We start from the raw sequence: 22,752 nt of genomic DNA on the forward strand, positions 1-22,752 counted from the left end.
GGGCGCCCGGGAGTCGGCCACAGGATTACCCCCCTCACCCGGAGAACCCGGGCGCGCTCGGTCTCACGCTCACCGAGGAGCGGTTCGCGCGGCCGGGGAGGGCGGCCGGAGCTTCAGGAGCGGACGATGCCCTGGGCGCGGGCCGCCGCGAGCCAGGCGGGGAAGTCGGCGACGAGCCTGTCGTACAGCTCCGCGTCCGGGATCCTGTTCGGGTCCTGGCCCGCGTGGAAGAAGCCGGCGTTGTCGACGGGCCGCTTGGCCGGCACGGCCAGTTCGTCCAGCTTGCGCAGGAACTCGAACTGGCGGCTGCCGGGGTCGCCGAAGCCGATGAACTGCCAGAAGATCGGCAGCCGGGCCGCCTTGCACACGTACCGCTCGGCGGCCGGTTTGTTGATCGGCCCTCCGTCGGTCTGGAAGACGACGAGCGCGGGCGCGGTGGAGCCGCTGTCCAGGTAGTGGTCGATGACGGCGTCCATGGCCAGGTGGTAGCTGGTCTTGCCCATGTGGCCCAGGCCGGCGACGATCCGGTCGATGCTGCCGGCGTGGTCGTCGAGCCGGATGTCGGTCTCGGCGTCGATGTCGGTGGAGAAGAAGACGACCGGCACGCGGCCGTCGTCGTCGAGGTGCGCGGAGAGCCCGAGGACGCGGTCGGCCAGGGCCTGCACGGTGCCGTTCGCGTAGTACGGCTTCATGGACCCCGAGTAGTCGACGACCAGGTAGACGGCGACGCGCTGCCCGCCCATGCCGTGCCGCTGGAGCGACTCCCCCGCCGTCTTGTAGAGGCTGACCAGCGCGGGCGCGGTCTCCTCGACCTTCCGCAGGCTCATGGCCATGGACGCTCCTCCTCTTTCGTCTTCTCCAGCCGCTCGAGGTCCGCGAGCATGGCGTCGGCCAGGTCGCGCTCGGCGGTGTAGTACCGCTCGGCCCAGGTGAGGGTGAGGCGGGGGTACGTCCAGGCCTCGTCGGACCCGGCGTCCACGACGTCGGCCTCGGCGCGCAGCCGCATGCCCTCGGCGTACTCCCGGTGTCCGGCCAGGATCTCGCGCATCCGGTCGGGTTCGACGAGATGGCCCAGCCAGAGCCTCAGCATCGGCCCGTGCTTGAGGACGGGCGGGTCGAGGGGGGCGGTGCGGGCCCAGGTGCGGACGGCGGCGAGGCCCTCGTCGGTGATCCGGTAGACGCGCTTGTCGCGCGTGCCGGCCTCCGGCGCGACCAGGCGCGAGGTGGCGTAGCCGGTCTTCTCCAGCCTCTTGAGCTCGCTGTAGATCTGGCTGAACGACGGGCTCCAGTAGAAGAGGCGCAGCGACCGGTCCGACCACTTCTTGAGGTCGTAACCGGACAACTCCCGCCCGAAGGAGAGCAGTCCGAGCACGGCCCAGCTGGTCGCGGGAAGCCCGGGCAGTGTCTCCGGGGCGCCCTCCGTCGTCTCGTCCACGGACGGGAGTCTACGACCCTTCCCTCCTCCGCCTATGCCTGCTAGAAGTATTTCGATTAGGCATAAGCGAACGAGGCATCGAGACATACCCGCCGCACCGGTTCGGGAGGAGCTCACGATGAAGTTCTCCATGATCTTCGAAGCACAGCTCGTCGACCCCACCCCCGCCCGTGAACGCGCGGTCATCCACGACTGCGTCGAACAGGCCGTCCTCGCCGAGGAGATGGGCTTCGACCGCGTCTGGGCGGTCGAGCACCACTCCCTCACCCAGTACGCGCACATGAGCGCGTCCGAGATCTTCCTGACCTGGGTCGCCGCCCGCACGCGGACGATCCGCGTCGGCCACGGCGTGGTCACCATGCCCTTCGGCTACCAGCACCCGGTCCGGGTCGCCGAGCGCACCGCCATGCTCGACGTGCTCTCCGGCGGCCGGCTCGACATCGGCGCGGGCCGGGGCGCGACCTGTCAGGAGATGCGCATGTTCGGGGTGGCCCCCGAGGACACCCGGCCGCAGACGGAGGAGGCCCTGCGGATCCTCGCCGCCGCGTGGCGCGAGCCGGAGTTCGAGTGGCACGGCTCCCTCGACATCGGCCCCGGTGCGGTCCTGCCCCGCCCCGTGCAGCACCCGCACCCGCCGCTCTTCATGGCCTGCTCGCAGCACGACTCCCTCCGGCAGGCGGCCGAACTGGGCATCGGGGCGCTGGTGATGGGCTTCGCGGGCGCCGACGACGTCCGCGCGATGCGCGCGGTGTACGACGCGGCCATCGCCGTACGGGACGGTTCACGGTTCGTCTCCACCGAGGTCAACGACCACTTCTCGGCGCTCTGCCCGACGATCGTCCTGGACGACGCCGACCGCGCGCTGCGGCTCGGCACGCGCGGCCAGCGCTTCTTCGCCGAGTCGATCGCGCACTGGTATGGCGGCGCCCCCGCGCCCACCGGTTACGCGGAGGACGAGGACCACGCGGGCGCGCTGGCGGAGGAGCGGCGGAAGCTGGTGGCCCGGCTGCACGAGGCGAGCATCCCGGCCAGGCCGGTCGACACCGGCACGTACAACACGGACCACGCCTACGGGGACTCCGCGACCGCGATCGCGTACGTAAAGCGGCTGCGGGAGATCGGCGTCGACGAGGTGATGTGTCTGATCCAGATGGGCACGGTCCCGCAGGAGGTCTGCCTGGAGACCATCCGCCAGTGGGGCACGAAGGTCATCCCCCACTTCCGGGCGTCGGACAGCTGAGGACCTGTGATGGAAGCACCGCGGCGCCCACCCAGTCGTCCGGTCGGGGACATTCGGGGGGCGCCGCGCTCAGTTCCGTACGTCGTTGTACGGGACGTTCTCAGGGGTGATCCGGCGGGATCAGACCGTCAGGGAACGGTCCGTCGGGCGGATCGGGGCCGGCAGCGAGCTCGCTCCGGTCAGGTAGCGGTCCACGCCACGCGCCGCGGAGCGGCCCTCGGCGATGGCCCACACGATGAGGGACTGGCCGCGGCCGGCGTCGCCGGCGACGTACACGCCATCGACGTTGGTGGCGAAGTCCGCGTCACGGGCGATGTTACCCCGCTCATCGAGGTCCAGACCAAACTGGGCGACCAGACCGTTCTCCACGTCCGTGCCGGTGAAGCCCATCGCGAGCGTGACCAGCTGGGCGGGGATCCTGCGCTCCGTGCCCGGCTTCTGGGTCAGCTTGCCCGCGACGAACTCGACCTCGACGAGGTGGAGGAACTGGACGTTGCCGTCCTCGTCGCCCTCGAAGTGGGTGGTGGAGACGGAGTAGACCCGCTCGCCGCCCTCCTCGTGCGCCGAGGTGACCTTGTACAGCATGGGGAAGGTCGGCCAGGGCTGGCCTGCGTTCCGGTCCTCGCCCGGGCGCGGCATGATCTCCAGCTGCGTGACCGAGGCCGCGCCCTGGCGGTGCGCCGTGCCGACGCAGTCCGCGCCGGTGTCGCCGCCGCCGATGACGACGACGTGCTTGCCCTCGGCGGTGATCGGCGGGGCCACGAAGTCGCCCTCGACGACCTTGTTGGCCAGCGGCAGGTACTCCATGGCCTGGTGGATGCCGGCGAGCTCGCGGCCCGGGACGGGCAGGTCACGCGCGGTGGTGGCACCGGCGGCGATGACGACCGCGTCGAACCGCTTGCGCAGGTCCGTCGACGTCAGGTCGCGGCCGATCTCGATGCCCGTGCGGAACTTGGTGCCCTCCGCGCGCATCTGCTCGATGCGGCGGTTGATGTGCCGCTTCTCCATCTTGAACTCGGGGATGCCGTAGCGCAGCAGGCCGCCGATGCGGTCGGCGCGCTCGTACACGACCACGGTGTGGCCGGCCCGGGTCAGCTGCTGGGCGGCGGCGAGACCCGCCGGGCCCGAGCCGATGACGGCGGCGGTCTTGCCGGACAGGCGCTCGGGCACCTGCGGCTTGACGTCGTTGGCGTCCCAGGCCTTGTCGATGATGGAGACTTCGACGTTCTTGATGGTGACGGCCGGCTGGTTGATGCCGAGCACGCACGCCGACTCGCACGGAGCCGGGCACAGGCGGCCGGTGAACTCCGGGAAGTTGTTGGTGGCGTGCAGGCGCTCCTGCGCCGCCGACCAGTCCTCGCGGTAGGCGAAGTCGTTCCACTCGGGGATCAGGTTCCCGAGGGGGCAGCCGTTGTGGCAGAAGGGGATGCCGCAGTCCATGCATCGGCCGGCCTGCTTGCTGATGATCGGCAGCAGGGAGCCGGGAACGTAGACCTCGTTCCAGTCTCTGACTCGCTCGCCCACCGGCCGGGTCTTGGCGACCTCGCGCCCGGTGGTCAGGAAGCCCTTGGGGTCAGCCATTGGTCGCCGCCTCCATCATCTTCTCGGTGGTCTCGGTCTCGGAGAGACCGGCGAGCTCAGCGGCGTCCTTGGCGGCGAGCACTGCCTTGTACGTGGTGGGGATGATCTTGCTGAACCGGTCCGCGTTCGCGTCCCAGTCGGCGAGGAGCTTCTCGGCGACCGTCGAGCCGGTCTCCTCCTGGTGGCGGCGCACGACATCGTGCAGCCATGCCTTGTCGGAGTCCGAGAGGGTCTCGACCGCGCCCAGGTTGCCGGCGTTGACGTTGTCCCGGTCGAGGTCGATCACGTAGGCGACACCGCCCGACATGCCCGCCGCGAAGTTGCGGCCGGTCTCGCCGAGGACGACCGCCGTACCACCGGTCATGTACTCGCAGCCGTGGTCGCCCACGCCCTCCGAGACGACCAGCGCGCCGGAGTTGCGGACGCAGAAGCGCTCGCCGGTGCGGCCGCGCAGGAACAGCTCGCCGCCGGTGGCGCCGTAACCGATCGTGTTGCCCGCGATGGTCGAGTACTCGGCCAGGTGGTCGGCGCCGCGGTCCGGGCGGACGACGACGCGGCCGCCGGAGAGGCCCTTGCCGACGTAGTCGTTGGCGTCGCCCTCCAGGCGGAGCGTGACACCGCTCGGGAGGAAGGCGCCGAAGGACTGGCCGGCGGAGCCGGTGAAGGTGATGTCGATGGTGTCGGCCGGGAGGCCGGCGCCACCGAACCGCTTCGTCACCTGGTGGCCGAGCATGGTGCCGACCGTGCGGTTGATGTTGCGGATCGCGACCTGGGCGCGGACCGGCTGGGCCTCCTCGGCGGAGGCGGCGTTCAGGGCCTCGGCGGCGAGCTGGATCAGCTCGTTGTCGAGGGCCTTCTCCAGGCCGTGGTCCTGCTCGATCAGGGCGTGGCGGACCGCGCCCTCGGGCAGCTCGGGCACGTGGAAGAGCGGCTCCAGGTCGAGACCCTGCGCCTTCCAGTGCGTGACCGCACGGCTGGTGTCGAGCAGCTCGGCGTGGCCGACGGCCTCTTCGATGGTGCGGAAGCCCAGCTCGGCGAGGAGCTCGCGGACCTCCTCGGCGATGAACTCGAAGAAGTTGACGACGTACTCGGCCTTGCCGGAGAACCGCTCGCGCAGGGCGGGGTTCTGGGTGGCGATGCCGACCGGGCAGGTGTCCAGGTGGCAGACGCGCATCATGACGCAGCCGGAGACGACGAGCGGCGCGGTCGCGAAACCGAACTCCTCGGCGCCGAGCAGCGCGGCGATGACGACGTCGCGGCCGGTCTTGAGCTGGCCGTCGGTCTGGACGACGATGCGGTCGCGCAGGCCGTTGAGCAGCAGGGTCTGCTGGGTCTCGGCGAGGCCGAGCTCCCAGGGGCCGCCCGCGTGCTTCAGCGAGGTCAGCGGGGAGGCGCCCGTTCCGCCGTCGTGGCCGGAGATGAGGACGACGTCCGCGTGGGCCTTGGAGACACCGGCGGCGACCGTGCCGACGCCGACCTCGGAGACCAGCTTCACGTGGATGCGGGCGACCGGGTTGGCGTTCTTGAGGTCGTGGATCAGCTGAGCCAGGTCCTCGATGGAGTAGATGTCGTGGTGCGGCGGCGGCGAGATCAGACCGACGCCCGGCGTCGAGTGACGCGTCTTGGCGACCCACGGGTAGACCTTGTGGCCGGGCAGCTGGCCGCCCTCGCCGGGCTTGGCACCCTGCGCCATCTTGATCTGGATGTCGTCGGCGTTGACCAGGTACTCGCTGGTGACGCCGAAGCGGCCGGACGCGACCTGCTTGATGGACGAGCGGCGCGCCGGGTCGTACAGGCGGTCCGGGTCCTCGCCGCCCTCACCGGTGTTGGACTTGGCGCCCAGCTGGTTCATGGCGATGGCGAGGGTCTCGTGCGCCTCCTTGGAGATGGAGCCGTACGACATGGCGCCCGTCGAGAACCGCTTGACGATCTCGCTGACCGGCTCGACCTCGTCGACGGGGATCGACGGGCGGTCGGCGGTGATGCCGAAGAGACCGCGGAGCGTCATGAGGCGCTCGGACTGCTCGTTCACCCGCTCCGTGTACTGCTTGAAGATGTCGTACCGCTTGTTGCGCGTGGCGTGCTGCAGGCGGAAGACGGTCTCCGGGTCGAACAGGTGCGGCTCGCCCTCGCGGCGCCACTGGTACTCGCCGCCGATCTCCAGGGCGCGGTGCGCCGAGGGGACGCCGGAGACGGGGTACGCCTTGACGTGGCGGGCGGCGACCTCCTTGGCGACGACGTCGAGACCGGCGCCGCCGATCTTGGTGGCCGTGCCGTTGAAGTACGTGGCGACGAAGCCGGCGTCGAGACCGACGGCCTCGAAGACCTGCGCGCCGCGGTAGGACGCGACGGTCGAGATGCCCATCTTCGACATGACCTTGAGGACGCCCTTGCCGAGGGCGTAGATCAGGTTGCGGATGGCCTGCTCGGGCTCCAGGCCCTCGATGAAGGTGCCGGCGCGGACCAGGTCCTCGACGGACTCCATGGCGAGGTACGGGTTGACCGCCGCGGCGCCGTAGCCGATGAGCAGGGCGACGTGGTGGACCTCGCGGACGTCACCGGCCTCGACGAGCAGACCCACCTTGGTGCGCTGCTTGGTGCGGATGAGGTGGTGGTGGACGGCCGAGGTGAGCAGCAGCGACGGGATCGGCGCGTGCTCGGCGTCGGAGTGCCGGTCGGAGAGCACGATCAGGCGGGCGCCGCCCTCGATCGCGGTGTCGGCCTCGGCACAGATCGCCTCGATGCGGGCCGCGAGGGCCTCGCCGCCGCCGGCGACCCGGTAGAGACCGGAGAGGGTCACGGCCTTCATGCCGGGCATGTCGCCGTCGGCGTTGATGTGGATGAGCTTGGCCAGCTCGTCGTTGTCGATCACCGGGAAGGGCAGGGTGACGCTGCGACACGACACGGAGGTCGGTTCGAGGAGGTTGCCCTGGGGGCCCAGCGAGGAGCGGAGGCTCGTCACGAGCTCCTCGCGGATGGCGTCGAGCGGCGGGTTGGTGACCTGAGCGAAGAGCTGGGTGAAGTAGTCGAAGAGCAGCCGCGGGCGGGCGGACAGGGCCGCGATCGGCGAGTCCGTGCCCATGGAGCCGAGCGGCTCGCCGGCGGTGCGGGCCATCGGGGCGAGGATGACGCGGAGCTCTTCCTCGGTGTAGCCGAAGGTCTGCTGGCGGCGGGTGACCGAGGCGTGGGTGTGCACGATGTGCTCGCGCTCGGGGAGGTCGGAGAGCTCGATCTCGCCGGTCTCCAGCCACTCCGCGTACGGGTGCTCGGCGGCGAGACCGGCCTTGATCTCGTCGTCCTCGATGATCCGGTGCTCGGCGGTGTCGACCAGGAACATCTTGCCGGGCTGGAGGCGGCCCTTGCGGACGACCTTCGCGGGGTCGATGTCGAGGACGCCGACCTCGGAGGAGAGGACGACGAGGCCCTCGTCGGTGACCCAGTAGCGGCCGGGGCGCAGACCGTTGCGGTCGAGGACCGCGCCGACCTGGACGCCGTCGGTGAAGGTGACGCAGGCCGGGCCGTCCCAGGGCTCCATCATCGTGGAGTGGTACTGGTAGAAGGCGCGGCGGTCCGGGTCCATGGATTCGTGGTTCTCCCACGCCTCGGGGACCATCATCAGGACCGCGTGCGGCAGGGAGCGGCCGCCGAGGTGGAGCAGCTCCAGGACCTCGTCGAAGGAGGCCGAGTCGGAGGCGTCCGGGGTGCAGACCGGGAAGATCCGGTCCAGTGAGCCCTCGCCGAAGACGTCGGAGTCGAGCTGCGCCTCGCGGGCGGTCATCCAGTTCCGGTTGCCCTTGACGGTGTTGATCTCACCGTTGTGGGCGACGAAGCGGTACGGGTGGGCCAGCGGCCAGCTCGGGAAGGTGTTGGTGGAGAACCGGGAGTGGACCAGGGCCACGGCGGAGGCGCAGCGGCGGTCCGACAGGTCCGGGAAGAAGGGCTCCAGCTGGCCGGTGGTCAGCATGCCCTTGTAGACGATCGTGCGGGCGGAGAGCGACGGGAAGTAGGTCGCGGCCTCGCGCTCGGCGCGCTTGCGCAGGACGAACGCCTTGCGGTCCAGCACGATGCCCGTGGCCGTACCGTCGGCGTCCTTCACGAACACCTGGCGGAAGACCGGCATGGTGGAGCGGGCGGAGGCGCCGAGCAGCTCGGGGGCGACGGGGACCTCGCGCCAGCCGAGGACGGTGAGGCCCTCTTCGGCGGCGATCGTCTCGATCTTCGAGACGGTCTCGTCCGTGCCGTCCTCGGGGAGGAAGGCGATGCCGACGGCGTACGCGCCGGCCTCGGGGAGCTCGAATCCGGTGACCTCGCGGAGGAAGGCGTCCGGGACCTGGAAAAGGATGCCGGCGCCGTCGCCGGAGTCGGGCTCGGAGCCGGTGGCGCCGCGGTGTTCGAGGTTGCGCAGTACGGTCAGCGCCTGCTCGACCAGCGCGTGGCTGGCTACACCGGTGAGGGTGGCCACGAACCCGACACCACAGGCGTCGTGTTCGTTACGGGGGTCGTACATCCCCTGCGGAGCGGGGCGACCGTCCATGGGCGACCAGGCGTCGGAACGCATCGGCTCTCCCGTCGTCGTATTGGCATATGCAAGATGCCGAGGGACGACGTTGGCCCTCCGCGAAATTTCGTGCAGGTTACATGATGGCTGGCTTCTCGCGAAGTGGATAGCTCATTCCAGCATGCGGACACCACCGACACGCAGTGGTGGTGCGTTCTCACCTATGGGATGCGGGAACAGGGGGCTGCTCCGCGAGGACGGACCGGGGGGAGCCGGAGGGATTCCGGACTTCCGGCGGTCCATCACTGGGTGGGCCTCATTGCCCAACGACGCTCATGCCTCATTCCCGTTGGTCACGGGTTCGAAACCGCCGGGTAACCGGCTACTTATGTGGCGTCCTGCATAGTGTCTCATCGCGGCGCCGGATCGAGCCAGGGATATATGTCACAGCCGTTACGGGGCTTTCGCCCGGAAAAGGAGCCCCGAAACGCCGGAAAGGCCCCTTTCGGGGCCCTCCCGGTCTTCTTCGCGCCTACGGAATCCGTTCCGGTATCCGGAGCTAGAGCGCCGCTCCGAAGAGCATCCCGAGCCCGTACGTGACGGCGGCCGCGGCCCCGCCGAGGACGAGCTGGCGCAGCCCGCTGAAGAGCCAGCCGCGGGCGGTCACCCGGGCCACCAGCGCGCCGCAGGCGAAGAGCCCGAGGAGCGCGAGCAGCACGGCGGGCCACAGCGCGGTGGCCCCGAGCAGGAACGGCAGTACGGGGAGCAGCGCGCCGAGCGCGAAGGAGCCGAAGGACGACACGGCGGCGACCATCGGCGACGGCAGGTCGTCCGGGTCGATGCCGAGCTCCTCGCGGGCGTGGATCTCCAGGGCCTGCTCGGGATCGCGGGAGAGCTGCATCGCGACCTCGCGGGCGAGGGCGGGCTCGACGCCCCGGGACACGTACAGCGCGGCCAGCTCCTCCATCTCGTCGACGGGGTGCTTGCGCAACTGGCGGCGCTCGACGTCCAGTTCCGCCTGGACGAGCTCGCGCTGCGAGGCGACGGAGGTGTACTCGCCGGCCGCCATGGAGAAGGCACCGGCGGCGAGTCCCGCGAGACCGGTGATGACCACGGTCTGCGTGGACACCGCGCCGCCGGCGACACCGGTCATCAGGGCGAGGTTGGAGACGAGGCCGTCCATCGCGCCGAAGACCGCGGGACGCAGCCAACCGCCGTTCACGTCGCGGTGCGTGTGGTTGTCGCGGTGGGCCTCGTGCAGTGGCGCCTGAGCTTCGATGATGGACATGGCTCTCCCCCTCGTTCCGGCGGGCCGGGTTGCACCCGCCGCCCCCAACACCCTCGAAAATACGCGCGACGTAAGGGGCCCGCCAGCAAGGCAGGCCGTACTTACTAAGGCCCCCCTTAGACCCTGCCCGGCAGTGCCCCACCGGGTGAACCTGGTTCTGGCGAGGTGTCAGGCGGGTGACAGAGACGTTTCTTCAGCGAGTTCGCGGCGCGCGGTGGCACAGATCCAGGCATCGGGGCGCCGAACTGCGCGCCCCCACCGAGGAAGGGGCCGCGAGAATGACGACCACGGCATGCGACACCCGCGAACGGGCGAGAGGGGCGCTCCTCGGCCTCGCCGTCGGCGACGCCCTCGGAGCCCCCGCGGAGAACATGCGCCCCTCGGAGATCCGCCGCCGATGGGGCCGCATCGAGGGCTTCGTGACGGACCGTCCGGCGGGCACCGACGACACCGAGTACGCGATCTTCTCGGCCCTGCTGCTCGCCCGGCACGGCTCCGCCCTCACCGTCCACCACGTCGAACGGGCCTGGCACCACTGGATCGCCGACCTCGACGAAGGCCCCTTCCGCGGCGCGGGCTTCTCGGAGCGCGGCACGCTGGAGAACCTCCGCCGGGGCCTCGCCGCACCCATCTCCGCCCAGCACCGGCACGCCTGGAGCGACGGGCTCGCCATGCGCGCCGCGCCCTTCGGGGTCTTCGCCGCCGGCCGCCCGGCGGAGGCGGCGCGCCTCGTCGCGATCGACGGCAGCGTCAGCCACGAGGGCGAGGGCATCTACGGCGGCCAGGCCGTCGCGGCGGGAGTCGCGGCGGCGATGGCGGGCGAGACGGTCACGTCCGTGATCGCGGCGGCCCTCTCGGTCGTCCCGATGGACTCCTGGACGGCCCGCTCGCTGCGGCGCGCGGTGGTCGCCGCCCAGCGGGTCCAGCCGGACCCGCTCACCCGGGAACGGCAGGTCCGCTCGGCGGTCGTCATCGGCGGCTACCCGTGGACGGACCTGGCCCCGGAGGCCGTTGGCCTGGCCTTCGGCGCCTTCGCGGCGGCCCGCGGGGACTTCCGTACGGCGGTCCTGACCGCGGTCAACATGGGCCGCGACGCCGACACGACGGCAGCGGTCGCGGGCGCCCTCGCCGGGGCGATGTCGGGCGCGGCGGCGATCCCGGAGGAATGGGCGACAGCCATCGCCCCGGTCACCGGCAGCTGCCTGCCCTCGATGCGCGGCTACCACGTCCTGGACGTAGCGGACCTGCTGACCCCGGAGGAAACCCTGTCATGAGCGCGAACACGACTACGCCCGGCACCGCGGTGGGCGCCACCACCGTGGACCTCGGCACCGCTGCCGTGGGCATCACTGCTGTGGACCTGGCCACCACCACCGTGGGCACCACCGCCGTGGACCTCGCCACCACCGCTGCGGGCACCGCCGCTGCGGACCTGGCCACCACCGCCGTGGACCTCGCCACCACCGCCGTAGGCGCCACCACCCCGGACACCGCCACCACCGCCGTGGACCTCGCCACCACCGCCGTAGGCGCCACCACCCCGGACACCGCCACCACCGCCGTGGACCTCGCCACCGCCGTCGTGGACCTCGCCACCGCCCCTGTCGGCAATCGTCCCGCAGCGCGTGGGGGTCCCCCCTCTGGGGGCGGGTGGGCACAGCCCCCGATGCCGGGTGCCGGCCCTCTGCTCGGTGACCCGCAGGACCCCGACCGCCCGTTGCCGGGCGCCGACCCGCTGCACCCCGCCTCGGTCCGCGGCACCGGTTCGTGGGGCCGCACCCACGAGGCCCCCGAGCCCGAGGCCACCCGCAGGGCCGGCCGCGACGCCGTCGAGGGCCTCCTCATCGGGCTCGCCGCGGGCGACGCCGCCGGCTGGCCCGCCGCCCGCCACCGCGCCGCCCGCATGCCGGAGTGGACCCGCCGCCTCACCCGCGAACTCGACACCTTCGCGGAGCAGAACGCGACGACCACCCTCCCCGTCCCCATCGCCCTCAACCAGCCCCCCGAACCCCTCCGCCTCGGCCCCTCCGACGACGCCGAGTGGGCGGCCTTCACCGCCGAGGCGATCCTCACCGCCTTCGGCCCCGTCTTCGCCGGCCTCCCCCCGGAGCGCCGCCTCCGCGCCGCCGTCGACCTCGCCTGGAACGCCCTCGCCGGCCAGGTCGCCGCCGCCGCCGACCGCGCCCCCGAGGTCGAGTCCGCCGTCCTCCCCCTCCGCGCCCGGATCTCCGTACGCGCCGGGCTCGGCAACCTCGCCACCGGCCTGCGCCCGCCCGCCACCGGCCACGACAACCCGCACTACTTCGACGACGCCGCCTGCGTCCGGGCCGCCGTCCTCGCCGTCGTCCATCCCGGCGACCCGCACGCCGCCGCGGAACTCGCCGAGTTCGACGCCCGGTACACCCAGGACGGGGACGGCGTCCACGGGGCCCGCGCGACGGCGGCGGCCGTCGCCGCGGCCCTCGGCGGGGCGACGGTGGAGGAGGCCGTCGAGGCGGCGCTCGCCGAACTCCCGCCCGCCACCGAGATCGGCCGCAACGCCCGGTACGCCGTAGAGCTCGCCCGAACCGCGGGTTCGGCCTTCGAACTGGTCCCGCTCCTGGAGCACCAGATCGTGGACCACGTCTACAGCTACGGCATCGCCGCCGCCGAGACCGTCCCCGTCGCCCTCGCCCTCGCGCTCGCCGCGCGGGGCGAGATGACGGCGGCGGTCCCGGCCGCCGTCTGCCTCTCCCGGGTCGCGGACTCCGCCCCCGCGCTCGCCGGCGCCCTCACCGGCACCCTGGGCGGCGGCCGTTCGGTCCCGGCGACCTGGCGCGAGGCCTGCCGGACGCTCGCGGGCTGCGCGCTGCCGCGACTCGCGGGAACGGACCTGGTCGAACTCGCCGGGCTGCTAGGAGCCACGGAACCGGCCGCCCCAGGTGGACAATTCCGACATGACACCCACACTGGATGTGCCCAGCCTGGATGACAGGATCACCGGAAGCCTCCTCGGGGCCGCCGTCGGCGACGCGCTCGGCGGCCCCGTCGAGGGCTACACCCCCCAGCAGATCCTGGAACGCCACGGCGGCCGCGTCACCGGGATCGTCGGCCCCTGGAACGGCGAGGACTGGCGCACGGCCCGTCCGATCGCGCCGTACCACAAGGGCGACGGGCACGTCACCGACGACACCTTGATGACCCACGCCCTGATCCGGGTGTACGAGAAGGTCCGCGGCCACCTCGACGCGTACGCGGTCGCGGACTTCCTCGTCCCGGAACTCATGGGCTCCCCCGTCTGGATCCCGGAGCTGGAGGCCGAGGCCCTCCCCCTCCAGCGGATCTTCCTCGCCGAGAAGTGGCTCGTGGCCCGGCTCCACTACGGCCACGTGGACCCGCGCGAGGCCGGCGACGGCAACATCGTCAACTGCGGCGCCGCGATGTACATGGCGCCGGTCGGACTCGTCAACGCCGCCCACCCCGCGGCGGCCTACGCCGAGGCCCTCGACGTCGCGGGAGCGCACCAGTCGTCGTACGGCCGGGAGGCGGCCGGCGTGTTCGCGGCGGCGGTCGCCGCGGCGTGCGCACCGGGCGCGACGCCCCGCACGGTCGTCGACACGGTCCTCTCCCTCGCGAAGGACGGCACCAGGTCGGCGATCGAGGCCGTCGCCGAAGCGGCGGCCCGCCACACGGACTTCGAGTCCGCCCTCGCCCCCCTGCGCGCGGCGGTGGCCCCCTTCGACACGGTCGGCCCCGACTACCGCGCCCCCTCCCTCGGCGCCCGCCGCCCGTCCCGCCTGCACGCGATCGAGGAACTCCCGATCGCCCTCGGCATGCTCCTCGTCGGCCAGGGCGACTACCGCCGTACGGTCCTGGGCTCGGTCAACTACGGCCGTGACTGCGACTCGATCGCCACGATGGCGGGCGCGATCGTGGGCGCCCTGCGGGGAGAGTCCGCCGTCCCCGCCGACTGGGCGAAGCGCGTCGCGGAGGCGAGCCGGCTCGACCTCCACGCCCCGGCGGCCGCGCTGGCCCGGGTGACCCGCGAGGTCTTCGCCCAGGACGAGGAGGCGCGCCGCGCACACGAGTCGGCGTTCGCGACGCTGACGAGCGCGGACCGATGACCCTCCGGCTGACCTGGGTGCAACCGGAGGACCTGGTGGGCCACGAGCTCCGCCAGGCGGAGGAGGACGGCCGCGACGCCCACGCGATCGCCACCCGCTGGTACGCGGCGGGCGGCCCCCCTGCCCCGGCGACGGCCGGCGCCTCCTCCGAGCCCCGCCCGGACCTCCGCCCCCTGGCGGAGGAACTCCTGGACACCCTGGCGTCCCTCCCCACCCCGACGACGCCACACGAACCGACGCCACTGCCCGACATCCAGGCCGTGTCATCCCCGGGGCCCCGGGGGGTCGGGGGCGGAGCCCCCGGTCCCGTCAGGGTTTCGGGGAGGGGCGGGGTGGGGGAAAGCGGCGCTCTGCTCCATCGGCTGCACGCCGCCTGGCTCGGGCGGGCCGTCGGGTGCCTGCTCGGCAAGCCCGTCGAGAAGCTGCCCCTGCCCGCGATCCGCGCCCTCGCCCGCGCCACCGGCAACTGGCCCCTCTCCGGCTGGTTCACCGCCCGTGGCGTGCCGCCGGAGCTGCTCGCCGCGCATCCCTGGAACCGTCGCTCCGCCACCACCTCCCTCGCCGAGAACATCGACGGGATGCCCGAGGACGACGACCTCAACTACCCCCTTCTCAACCTCCTGCTCCTCCAGCGGTACGGCCGCGGCTTCACCACCACCGACGTCGCCCGCCTCTGGCTCGACGAACTCCCCGCCGGCCGCACCTTCACGGCCGAGCGCGTCGCCTACCGCAACCTCCTCGACGGCGTCGAGCCCCCGCTCACCGCCGTCCACCGCAACCCCTTCCGCGAGTGGATCGGCGCCCAGATCCGCGCGGACGTCCACGGCTGGACCCACCCGGGCGACCCCGTCGCCGCCGCGGCGCAGGCGTACCGGGACGCGGCGCTCACCCACACCGCGAACGGCGTCTACGGCGCCATGTTCGTCGCCGCCACCCTCGCCGCCGCCGCGACCGGCACCGCCGACGTCCACCGCTCGCTCGCGACCGGCCTGACCGTGATCCCGCCGCGCTCCCGCCTCGCCCGGGCCGTCCGCCTGGGCATCGCGGCCGCCCGCGAGGAGGGCGACTTCGACACCGTCGTCGACCGCCTGCACGCCGAGCTCGGCGGGTACCACTGGGTCCATGCCGTCCCCAACGCCGCCCTGCTCGCCGCCGCCCTCACCCACGGCGACGGGGACTTCTCCCGCTCCGTCTGCGCGGCGGTCTCGGGCGGCTGGGACACCGACTCCAACGGCGCCACCGCCGGCTCGGTCGCCGGGCTCCTCGCCGGCCACCCCGACCGGCTGCCCGACCGCTGGACCACCCCCCTCAAGAACCGTCTCGCGACCTCGGTCCCGTCCTTCGACGGCATCGGCTTCGACACCCTGGCCGAACTGACACACCTGGAGGCAGTACGCCCATGACCGGCATCGTCGTACTCGGCAGCATGAACATGGACCTCGTCGCCTATGTGTCGAGGGCCCCCGCCCGCGGCGAGACGGTCACCGGCCGCGCGTTCCGCACGATCCCCGGCGGCAAGGGCGCCAACCAGGCCGTCGCCGCCGCCCGCGCCGGCGCCGAGGTGTCGATGATCGGCGCGGTCGGCGCGGACGACTTCGGCGTACGCCTCCGGGCCAACCTGGAGCACTGCTCGGTCGACACCGACCTCCTGCGCACCGCCGAGGGCCCGTCCGGCACCGCCCACATCGTCGTCGACGACGAGGGCGGCAACGCGATCGTCGTCGTCCCCGGAGCCAACGCCACCGTCGTCTCCCTCAGTCATGGCGACGAGGCCCTCATCGGCACCGCCGACGCCCTGCTCCTCCAGCTCGAACTCCCCCTCACCGTCGTCACCGAGGGCGCCGCGACCGCCCGCCGTCTCGGCGTCCGCACCGTCCTCACCCCCGCCCCCGCCCAGCCGCTCCCTCCCGAACTCCTCGCCGTCACGGACCTGCTGGTGCCCAACGAGCACGAGGCCGCCGCGCTCACCGGACTCACCGACCCCCGCGCCGCCGCCCAGGTCCTGCTGCGGGACGTCCCCGAGGTCGTCGTCACCCTGGGCGCGGCCGGCAGCCTGTACGCGGCCCGGGGCGCCGAACCGGTCACCGTGCCCGCCCCCCGCGTCAAGGCCGTCGACACCACCGCCGCCGGCGACACCTTCGTCGGCGCCCTCGCGGTCGCCCTCGGCGAGGGCCGGCCCGTCCCCGAGGCGCTCGCCTGGGCGCAGACCGCCGCCGCGCTCTCCGTCCAGCGCGAGGGCGCGTCGACCTCGATGCCGTACCGGACCGAGATCGAGGCGGCCTTCGGCTCCCTCGGCGACCTGGAGGCCGACCCCGTATGACGACCACCCCGCAGCCCGCAGCCCCGCACTCCCCCGCCCCCGCCGCGCCGCCCCTCCACGGACTGCGCGTCCTGGACCTGGCGACCCTCTTCGCCGGCCCGATCGCGGCCACGATGCTCGGTGACTTCGGCGCCGACGTCATCAAGGTCGAACACCCCCGCAAGCCCGATCCGTCCCGCGGCCACGGCCCCGCCAAGGACGGCGTCGGTCTGTGGTGGAAGGTCCTCGGCCGGAACAAGCGGACGATCACCCTCGATCTCTCCTCACCCGGCGGCCGCGACACCCTCCTCGCCCTCGCCGCCGAAGCGGACGTGATCGTGGAGAACTTCCGCCCCGGCACCCTGGAACGCTGGGGTCTGGGCTGGGAGGAGCTGTCCACCGTCAACCCGCGTCTCGTCCTCGCCCGCGTCACCGGCTTCGGCCAGTTCGGTCCGTACTCCCACCGCCCCGGCTTCGGCACCCTCGCCGAGGCGATGAGCGGCTTCGCCGCCATCACCGGCGAGCCCGAGGGCCCGCCCACCCTGCCCCCCTTCGGCCTCGCCGACTCGATCGCCGCCCTCGCCACCGCGTACGCGGTGATGACCGCGCTCACCGCCAGGACCACGACCGGCCGCGGCCAGGTCGTCGACATGGCGATCATCGAACCGATGCTCTCCGTCATCGGACCCCACCCCCTCTGGTACGACCAGCTCGGATACGTCCAGCCCCGCACCGGCAACCGCTCCCGCAACAACGCCCCGCGCAACACCTACCGGACCTCCGACGACTCCTGGGTCGCCGTCTCCACCTCCGCCCAGTCGATCGCCGAGCGCGTGCTGCGCCTCGTCGGCCGCCCGGAGCTCGTCGACGAGCCGTGGTTCGCCGACGGTGCGGGCCGCGCCGCACACGCGGACGTCCTCGACGAGGCGGTCGGCACCTGGATCGCGCGCCACACCCGCGACGAGGCCATGGACGCCTTCGAGAAGGCCGAGGCCGCCATCGCTCCGGTCTACGACGTCCGGGACGTCCTCGACGATCCGCAGTACCGGGCGCTCGGCACCGTCACCGAGGTGCAGGACCCGGAACTCGGCCCGATCAAGATGCAGAACGTGCTCTTCCGGCTCTCCGAGACCCCGGGCGGAATCCGCTGGCCCGGCCGCCCGCACGGCGCCGACACCACCGACGTCCTCACCGAACTCGGCCTCACCCCCGCCGAGATCGACGCCCTCCGCGCCCAGGGAGCGGTGTGAGCCGGATGAACGGTATGAACCGGCTGCGCACTCCCCTCACCTGGCTGTACGTCCCCGGCGACCGCCCCCGGGTCGTGGAGAAAGCCCTGACCTCCGGCGCCGACGTCGTCATCGTCGACCTGGAGGACGCGGTCGCACCGCACCGCAAGGCGTACGCCCTCGACGCGACGGTGGATCTGCTCGCCGACGCCCACCCCGTCCCGGTGCACGTCCGCGTCCACTCCCCGCACGACATCCCCACCCTGGCCCCCCTCCCCGGCCTCTGCGGACTCCGTGTACCCAAGGTGACACACGCCACTGACATCCACCGGATCGTCGGCCTCGCCCCCGGTCTCCCCCTCTACCCGCTCCTGGAGAACGCCCTCGCCGTGGAGCACGCCTACGCCATCGCCACCGCCCACCCCGCCGTGCGCGGCATCGCGCTCGGCGAGGCCGACCTCCGCGCCGACCTGGGAGTACGGGACGACAGCGGCCTCGACTGGCCGCGCAGCCGCGTGGTGGTCGCGGCCCGCGCGGCCGCCCTGCCACCCCCGGCACAGTCGGTCCACCCCGACATCGGCGACCTCGACGCGCTGGCCGCCGGCTGCGCCCGGGGCCGGGCGATGGGCTTTCTCGGCCGGGCTGCGATCCACCCCCGCCAGCTTCCCGTCATCGAACGCGCCTACCTCCCCACCCCGCAGGAGATCGACGCGGCGCGGGAGGTCGTCGCCGCGGCCGAGACCGAGCGGGGCGCCCTGGCCCTCCCTGACGGCCGCTTCGTCGACGCGGCGATCGTGGAGGGCGCCCACCGGGTCCTCGCCCTCGCCGCCCGCGCGGCCTGATCCCCGTACCCCCGTACACGAAAAGGGCCGCCGGAACCTCTCGGTCCCGACGGCCCTGCGACGAAGGAGGATCAGCTCTTGGCGGCCGACCCGGCACCGTTGTCGGCACCGTGCTCCACGTCCGCGTCCTTGTTCTTGTCGAGGTCGACGGTCCCGTCCGGCGCGGCGTCCGCGACGGCGTCGGAGGGCTCGTCGTCACCGGCGACACCGTCATCGTCGGAGTCGCCGGCCTTGTCGGCCTCCCCGGTCTCCCCGGCCTTCTCGGCCCTGGGCTCCACGATCTCCTCGCGCCCCGGGCGGATCCGCGCCGAGATCACGATGTAGGTCACCGCGAGCAGGAAGACGATGATGGCCGTCCACACGTTCAGCCGCAGGCCGAGCACGTGGTGCGCGTCGTCGATGCGCAGGTACTCGGTCCAGACGCGGCCCGCGCAGTACGCGGCGACGTAGAGCGCGAAGGCGCGCCCGTGGCCCAGCTTGAAGCGGCGGTCGGCCCAGACGACCAGGGCGGCGACGCCGACGCACCAGAGCGACTCGTACAGGAAGGTCGGGTGGTAGAGCCCGGCCTCGCGGTTCGCGCTCTCGGTGATCTTCAGGGCCCAGGGGACGTCGGTCGGCTTTCCGTAGAGCTCCTGGTTGAACCAGTTGCCCCAGCGGCCGATGGCCTGGGCGAGGGCGATGCCGGGCGCGATCGCGTCCGCGTACGCCGGGAGCGGGATGCCCCGTCGACGGCAGCCGATCCAGGCACCCACCGCGCCGAGCGCGACGGCGCCCCAGATACCGAGGCCGCCCTCCCAGATCTTGAAGGCGTCGACCCAGTTCTCACCCTCGCTGAAGTACAGCTGGTAGTCGGTGATCACGTGGTAGAGGCGTCCGCCGACGAGGCCGAAGGGCACCGCCCAGACGGCGATGTCGGCCACGGTGCCGGCGGTGCCGCCCCGGGCGATCCAGCGCTTGTTGCCGTACCAGACGGCGACGAAGACACCGATGATGATGCAGAAGGCATAGCCGCGCAGCGGGATCGGTCCGAGGTTGATCACGCCGGTCGACGGGCTGGGAATATAGGCAAGGTCCATGGCAGGACCGACGCTACCCTGCCGGGCGGGCGCGATGGCAGCCCACCCGGCAACGTATGGGTAACTAACCCGCCGAGGAGGCGGACGGGGAACCGGCCGCGGGCGCCGACGGCGAGGCCGTACCGGGCTTCTTGCCCTTGTTGGCCTCGGCGACCCACTTCTTCAGGTTCTCCGGGGAGATCTGCTCGTCCCCCTTCGTCGGGAAGATCGATTCTCCGTTGAGGAGGACGGTGGGCGTGCCGCGGAAGCCGCCGCTCTGGAAGGCCTCGTTCGACTTCGCGACCCAGCTGTCGTGCGTGCCGTCCTCGACGCAGCCGCGGAAGGCGGGCGTGTCGAGCCCGGGGACCTTCGCAGCCAGTTCGAGCAGTTTGGCGTTCTTCCCGAAGGCGTCGTCCGTCTCCGGCGGCTGGTTGATGTAGAGCGTGTCGTGGTACGCGGTGAACTTCCCCACGTCCTGGGAGCACGCGGCCGCGTTCGCCGCGCGGAGCGAGCCGCTGCCACCCATGTTCCCGTCGATGAGGGTGGCGAGGTGGTACTCGGTCTTGAGCGCTCCGGAGGCCTCCAGCTCGTGGATGGCGTCCCGCATGACGTTCTCGAACTGGGCGCACGCCGGGCAGCGGAAGTCCTCCCAGATCGCGAGTGTCGACGGGGCGTCCGCCTTGCCCGTGGGGATGGCCGGCTTGTCGCCCCCGACGGCCCCCGTCGGCGCGACCACCGGTCCGGCCTTGTCCGAGCCGCCTTCGTCGCCGCTGTTCGCGGCGATCACCCCGACGACCGCGGCCAGGCCGAGGACCCCGACCACCGCCGCCGACACGATGAGGACGCGCCGCTGCTTCTCGCGGGCCCTGTCGCGCTCGCGCTGCTGCTGGAGGCGCTCCCGCGCGCTCCGATTACCGTCACCACGGTTCTTCTCGCTCACGCCCACAGCAACGAACCGGGGAGGCACGTACGTGCCTCCCCGGTTCCAGATCCACCCAAATGGGTTACGAAACGCGCCGCACGCCGGCCGCGAGTTCGCCCGCCAGTTCCCTTACGGCGGCGAGCCCGGCGGCCTCGTCGCCCTCGGCGTCGAGGATCCGCTGGACGAAGGCGGAGCCGACGATGACGCCGTCGGCGAAGCCGGCGACCTCCTTCGCCTGGGTGGCGTTGGAGACGCCGAGCCCGACGCACACCGGCAGTCCGGAGGTGGCGCGGGTGCGGCGGACGAGGTCGGCGGCCTGCTCGCCGACCGACTCACGGGTGCCGGTGACCCCCATGAGCGAGGCGGCGTAGACGAAGCCGGAGCCGGCCGTCGTGATGGTGGCGAGGCGCTCGTCCTTGCTGCTGGGCGCGACGACGAAGACGGTGGCGAGACCGCGTTTGTCGGCGTTCTCGCGCCAGACGGCGGACTCCTGGACCGGCAGGTCGGGCAGGATGCAGCCCGCGCCGCCGGCCGCGGCGAGCTCCTCGGTGAAGCGCTCGATGCCGTACCGGTCGATCGGGTTCCAGTACGTCATGACGAGGACGGGCTTTCCGGTGGCCTCGTGGGCCTCCTTGACCGTCCGCATGACGTCGGCGATCTTGACGCCGCCACGCAGGGCGATGTCGTCGGCCGTCTGGATGACCGGGCCGTCGAGGACCGGGTCGCTGTGCGGCAGACCGACCTCGACGACGTCAGCGCCGCCGTCGAAAGCGGCCTTGACGGCCGCGATGCCGCCGTCGACGGTCGGGAAGCCGGCCGGCAGGTAGGCGATGAGCGCCGCCCTGTTGTCGGCCTTGGCCTTGGCGAGGGTGTCGCTCAGGAGCTGGATGTTTCCGGTCGTCACTTGGAGCCCTCCCCGTCGTACAGGCCGAAGTAGCGGGCGGCCGTGTCCATGTCCTTGTCGCCGCGCCCCGAGAGGTTGACGAGGAGCAACGCGTCCTTGCCGAGCTCCTTGCCGACCTCCAGGGCGCCGGCGAGGGCGTGCGCCGACTCGATGGCCGGGATGATGCCCTCGGTGCGGGAGAGCAGGCGCAGTGCCTGCATGGCCGCGTCGTCGGTGACGGCGCGGTACTCGCCGCGCCCGCTGTCCTTGAGGTACGCGTGCTCGGGGCCGATGCCGGGGTAATCGAGGCCCGCGGAGATCGAGTACGGCTCGGTGATCTGGCCCTCCTCGTCCTGGAGGACGTACGAGCGCGAGCCGTGCAGGATGCCGGGCTCGCCGGCGGTGAGGGTGGCCGCGTGCTCGCCGGTCTCGACGCCGTGGCCGGCCGGCTCGCAGCCGATCAGGCGCACGTCCGCGTCCGGGACGAAGGCGTGGAAGAGGCCGATGGCGTTGGAGCCGCCGCCGACGCACGCGATCGCCGCGTCGGGGAGGCGGCCGGCGCGCTCCAGGAGCTGGCGGCGGGCCTCGACGCCGATGACGCGGTGGAAGTCGCGGACCATGGCGGGGAAGGGGTGCGGGCCGGCGACGGTGCCGAACAGGTAGTGGGTCCTGTCGACGTTGGCGACCCAGTCGCGGAACGCCTCGTTGATGGCGTCCTTGAGGGTGCGGCTGCCGGACTTCACGGCGACGACCTCGGCGCCGAGGATCCGCATCCGGGCCACGTTGAGGGCCTGGCGCTGGGTGTCGATCTCGCCCATGTAGATGGTGCACTCGAGCCCGAAGAGGGCGCAGGCGGTGGCGGTGGCCACGCCGTGCTGACCGGCGCCGGTCTCGGCGATGACCCGCGTCTTGCCCATGCGCTTGGTCAGCAGGGCCTGACCCAGCACGTTGTTGATCTTGTGCGAGCCGGTGTGGTTGAGGTCCTCGCGCTTGAGGAAGATCCGGGCACCGCCGGCGTGCTCGGCGAACCGGGGGACCTCGGTGAGGGCGCTCGGGCGGCCGGTGTAGTTGACCATGAGGTCGTTGAGCTCACGGGCGAACTCGGGGTCGGACTTGGCCTTGTCGTACTCGACGGCGACCTCGTCCACGGCGGCGACGAGGGCCTCCGGGATGAACTTGCCGCCGTAGGCGCCGAAGTAGCCCTCGGCGGTGGGGATCTGACCCTCCGGGTCCGGAATGAAGAACTCGCTGGACATGCGGATGCTCCTCGCGGGGCGGGTGCCCCGGATCGCGTGCGGTAGATGGTCACGGTATGCGCGCGAACCCATCACGTACGTCACCACGCCGCACCGTTGCGGACCACGGCCGCCCGTTGCC

General features: G+C 72.4%; 17 protein-coding genes. 8 read left to right on the forward strand and 9 right to left on the reverse strand.

What is annotated here, in order from left to right; all coding sequences use genetic code 11:
* Nucleotides 1-113 precede the first annotated feature (113 nt).
* Together ACWFR1_RS17465 and ACWFR1_RS17470 are read right to left on the reverse strand one after the other, a co-directional pair.
* Nucleotides 114-833, reverse strand: a complete 720-nt coding sequence (locus ACWFR1_RS17465) for a vWA domain-containing protein (protein WP_453551929.1) — start codon at nt 831-833, stop codon at nt 114-116.
* Nucleotides 824-1,435, reverse strand: a complete 612-nt coding sequence (locus tag ACWFR1_RS17470; protein ID WP_453551932.1) for a PadR family transcriptional regulator — start codon at nt 1,433-1,435, stop codon at nt 824-826. Before ACWFR1_RS17470 ends, ACWFR1_RS17465 begins: the two co-directional genes overlap by 10 nt.
* Nucleotides 1,436-1,553: 118 nt before the next feature.
* Here ACWFR1_RS17470 and ACWFR1_RS17475 point away from each other — a divergent pair, with 118 nt between their 5' ends.
* A complete protein-coding gene (locus ACWFR1_RS17475; protein WP_453551935.1) occupies nt 1,554-2,675 on the forward strand; it encodes an LLM class flavin-dependent oxidoreductase in 1,122 nt (373 codons plus the stop codon).
* A gap of 120 nt (nt 2,676-2,795) precedes the next feature.
* Here ACWFR1_RS17475 and ACWFR1_RS17480 read toward each other — a convergent pair whose 3' ends face one another.
* From ACWFR1_RS17480 to ACWFR1_RS17490, 3 genes are all read right to left on the reverse strand, one after another.
* The gene (locus ACWFR1_RS17480; RefSeq protein WP_453551938.1) at nt 2,796-4,256 is read right to left on the reverse strand and encodes a glutamate synthase subunit beta; all 1,461 of its coding nucleotides are present in this window, start codon (nt 4,254-4,256) and stop codon (nt 2,796-2,798) included.
* Nucleotides 4,249-8,814 (reverse strand): glutamate synthase large subunit, encoded by a 4,566-nt coding sequence (gene gltB, locus ACWFR1_RS17485; RefSeq protein WP_453551941.1) that lies wholly within the window; start codon nt 8,812-8,814, stop codon nt 4,249-4,251. The genes ACWFR1_RS17480 and gltB overlap by 8 nt, the downstream gene beginning before the upstream one ends.
* A 499-nt stretch (nt 8,815-9,313) precedes the next feature.
* Nucleotides 9,314-10,042 carry a VIT1/CCC1 transporter family protein gene (locus ACWFR1_RS17490; protein ID WP_453551942.1) on the reverse strand — a complete coding sequence of 243 codons (729 nt, stop codon included), beginning with the start codon at nt 10,040-10,042 and terminating at the stop codon, nt 9,314-9,316.
* A 278-nt stretch (nt 10,043-10,320) separates the two neighbouring features.
* On the opposite strand from ACWFR1_RS17490, the gene ACWFR1_RS17495 reads away from it, so the two are divergent.
* The 7 genes from ACWFR1_RS17495 to ACWFR1_RS17525 all read left to right on the forward strand — a co-directional run bounded on the left by ACWFR1_RS17495 (nt 10,321) and on the right by ACWFR1_RS17525 (nt 18,515).
* The gene (locus ACWFR1_RS17495; protein WP_453551945.1) at nt 10,321-11,316 is read left to right on the forward strand and encodes an ADP-ribosylglycohydrolase family protein; all 996 of its coding nucleotides are present in this window, start codon (nt 10,321-10,323) and stop codon (nt 11,314-11,316) included.
* A 392-nt stretch (nt 11,317-11,708) separates the two neighbouring features.
* Nucleotides 11,709-13,013, forward strand: a complete 1,305-nt coding sequence (locus ACWFR1_RS17500; protein ID WP_453551991.1) for an ADP-ribosylglycohydrolase family protein — start codon at nt 11,709-11,711, stop codon at nt 13,011-13,013.
* Nucleotides 12,979-14,145 (forward strand): ADP-ribosylglycohydrolase family protein, encoded by a 1,167-nt coding sequence (locus ACWFR1_RS17505; RefSeq protein ID WP_453551948.1) that lies wholly within the window; start codon nt 12,979-12,981, stop codon nt 14,143-14,145. Before ACWFR1_RS17500 ends, ACWFR1_RS17505 begins: the two co-directional genes overlap by 35 nt.
* Complete coding sequence (locus tag ACWFR1_RS17510; RefSeq protein WP_453551950.1) at nt 14,142-15,548, forward strand: ADP-ribosylglycohydrolase family protein; 1,407 nt, start codon at nt 14,142-14,144, stop codon at nt 15,546-15,548. The genes ACWFR1_RS17505 and ACWFR1_RS17510 overlap by 4 nt, the downstream gene beginning before the upstream one ends.
* Nucleotides 15,545-16,465 carry a ribokinase gene (gene rbsK / locus ACWFR1_RS17515; RefSeq protein WP_453551953.1) on the forward strand — a complete coding sequence of 307 codons (921 nt, stop codon included), beginning with the start codon at nt 15,545-15,547 and terminating at the stop codon, nt 16,463-16,465. Before ACWFR1_RS17510 ends, rbsK begins: the two co-directional genes overlap by 4 nt.
* On the forward strand, nt 16,462-17,694 hold the full coding sequence (locus ACWFR1_RS17520) for a CaiB/BaiF CoA transferase family protein (RefSeq protein WP_453551956.1): 1,233 nt from the start codon (nt 16,462-16,464) through the stop codon (nt 17,692-17,694). The genes rbsK and ACWFR1_RS17520 overlap by 4 nt, the downstream gene beginning before the upstream one ends.
* Nucleotides 17,695-17,699: 5 nt before the next feature.
* Nucleotides 17,700-18,515, forward strand: a complete 816-nt coding sequence (locus ACWFR1_RS17525) for an HpcH/HpaI aldolase/citrate lyase family protein (RefSeq protein WP_453551959.1) — start codon at nt 17,700-17,702, stop codon at nt 18,513-18,515.
* Between the two features lie 71 nt (nt 18,516-18,586).
* Here the strand turns inward: ACWFR1_RS17525 and lgt are convergent, their stop codons facing one another.
* The 4 genes from lgt to trpB all read right to left on the reverse strand — a co-directional run bounded on the left by lgt (nt 18,587) and on the right by trpB (nt 22,631).
* Nucleotides 18,587-19,591 carry a prolipoprotein diacylglyceryl transferase gene (gene lgt / locus ACWFR1_RS17530; protein ID WP_453551962.1) on the reverse strand — a complete coding sequence of 335 codons (1,005 nt, stop codon included), beginning with the start codon at nt 19,589-19,591 and terminating at the stop codon, nt 18,587-18,589.
* Nucleotides 19,592-19,655: 64 nt separating this feature from the next.
* Nucleotides 19,656-20,510, reverse strand: a complete 855-nt coding sequence (locus ACWFR1_RS17535) for a DsbA family protein (RefSeq protein WP_453551965.1) — start codon at nt 20,508-20,510, stop codon at nt 19,656-19,658.
* Between the two features lie 64 nt (nt 20,511-20,574).
* Nucleotides 20,575-21,396 (reverse strand): tryptophan synthase subunit alpha, encoded by an 822-nt coding sequence (trpA, locus tag ACWFR1_RS17540; RefSeq protein ID WP_453551968.1) that lies wholly within the window; start codon nt 21,394-21,396, stop codon nt 20,575-20,577.
* A complete protein-coding gene (gene trpB, locus ACWFR1_RS17545) occupies nt 21,393-22,631 on the reverse strand; it encodes a tryptophan synthase subunit beta (protein ID WP_453551971.1) in 1,239 nt (412 codons plus the stop codon). Before trpB ends, trpA begins: the two co-directional genes overlap by 4 nt.
* Between the last annotated feature and the right edge of the window lie 121 nt (nt 22,632-22,752).

The sequence above is a fragment of the Streptomyces sp. NPDC055103 genome (genome assembly GCF_053607625.1).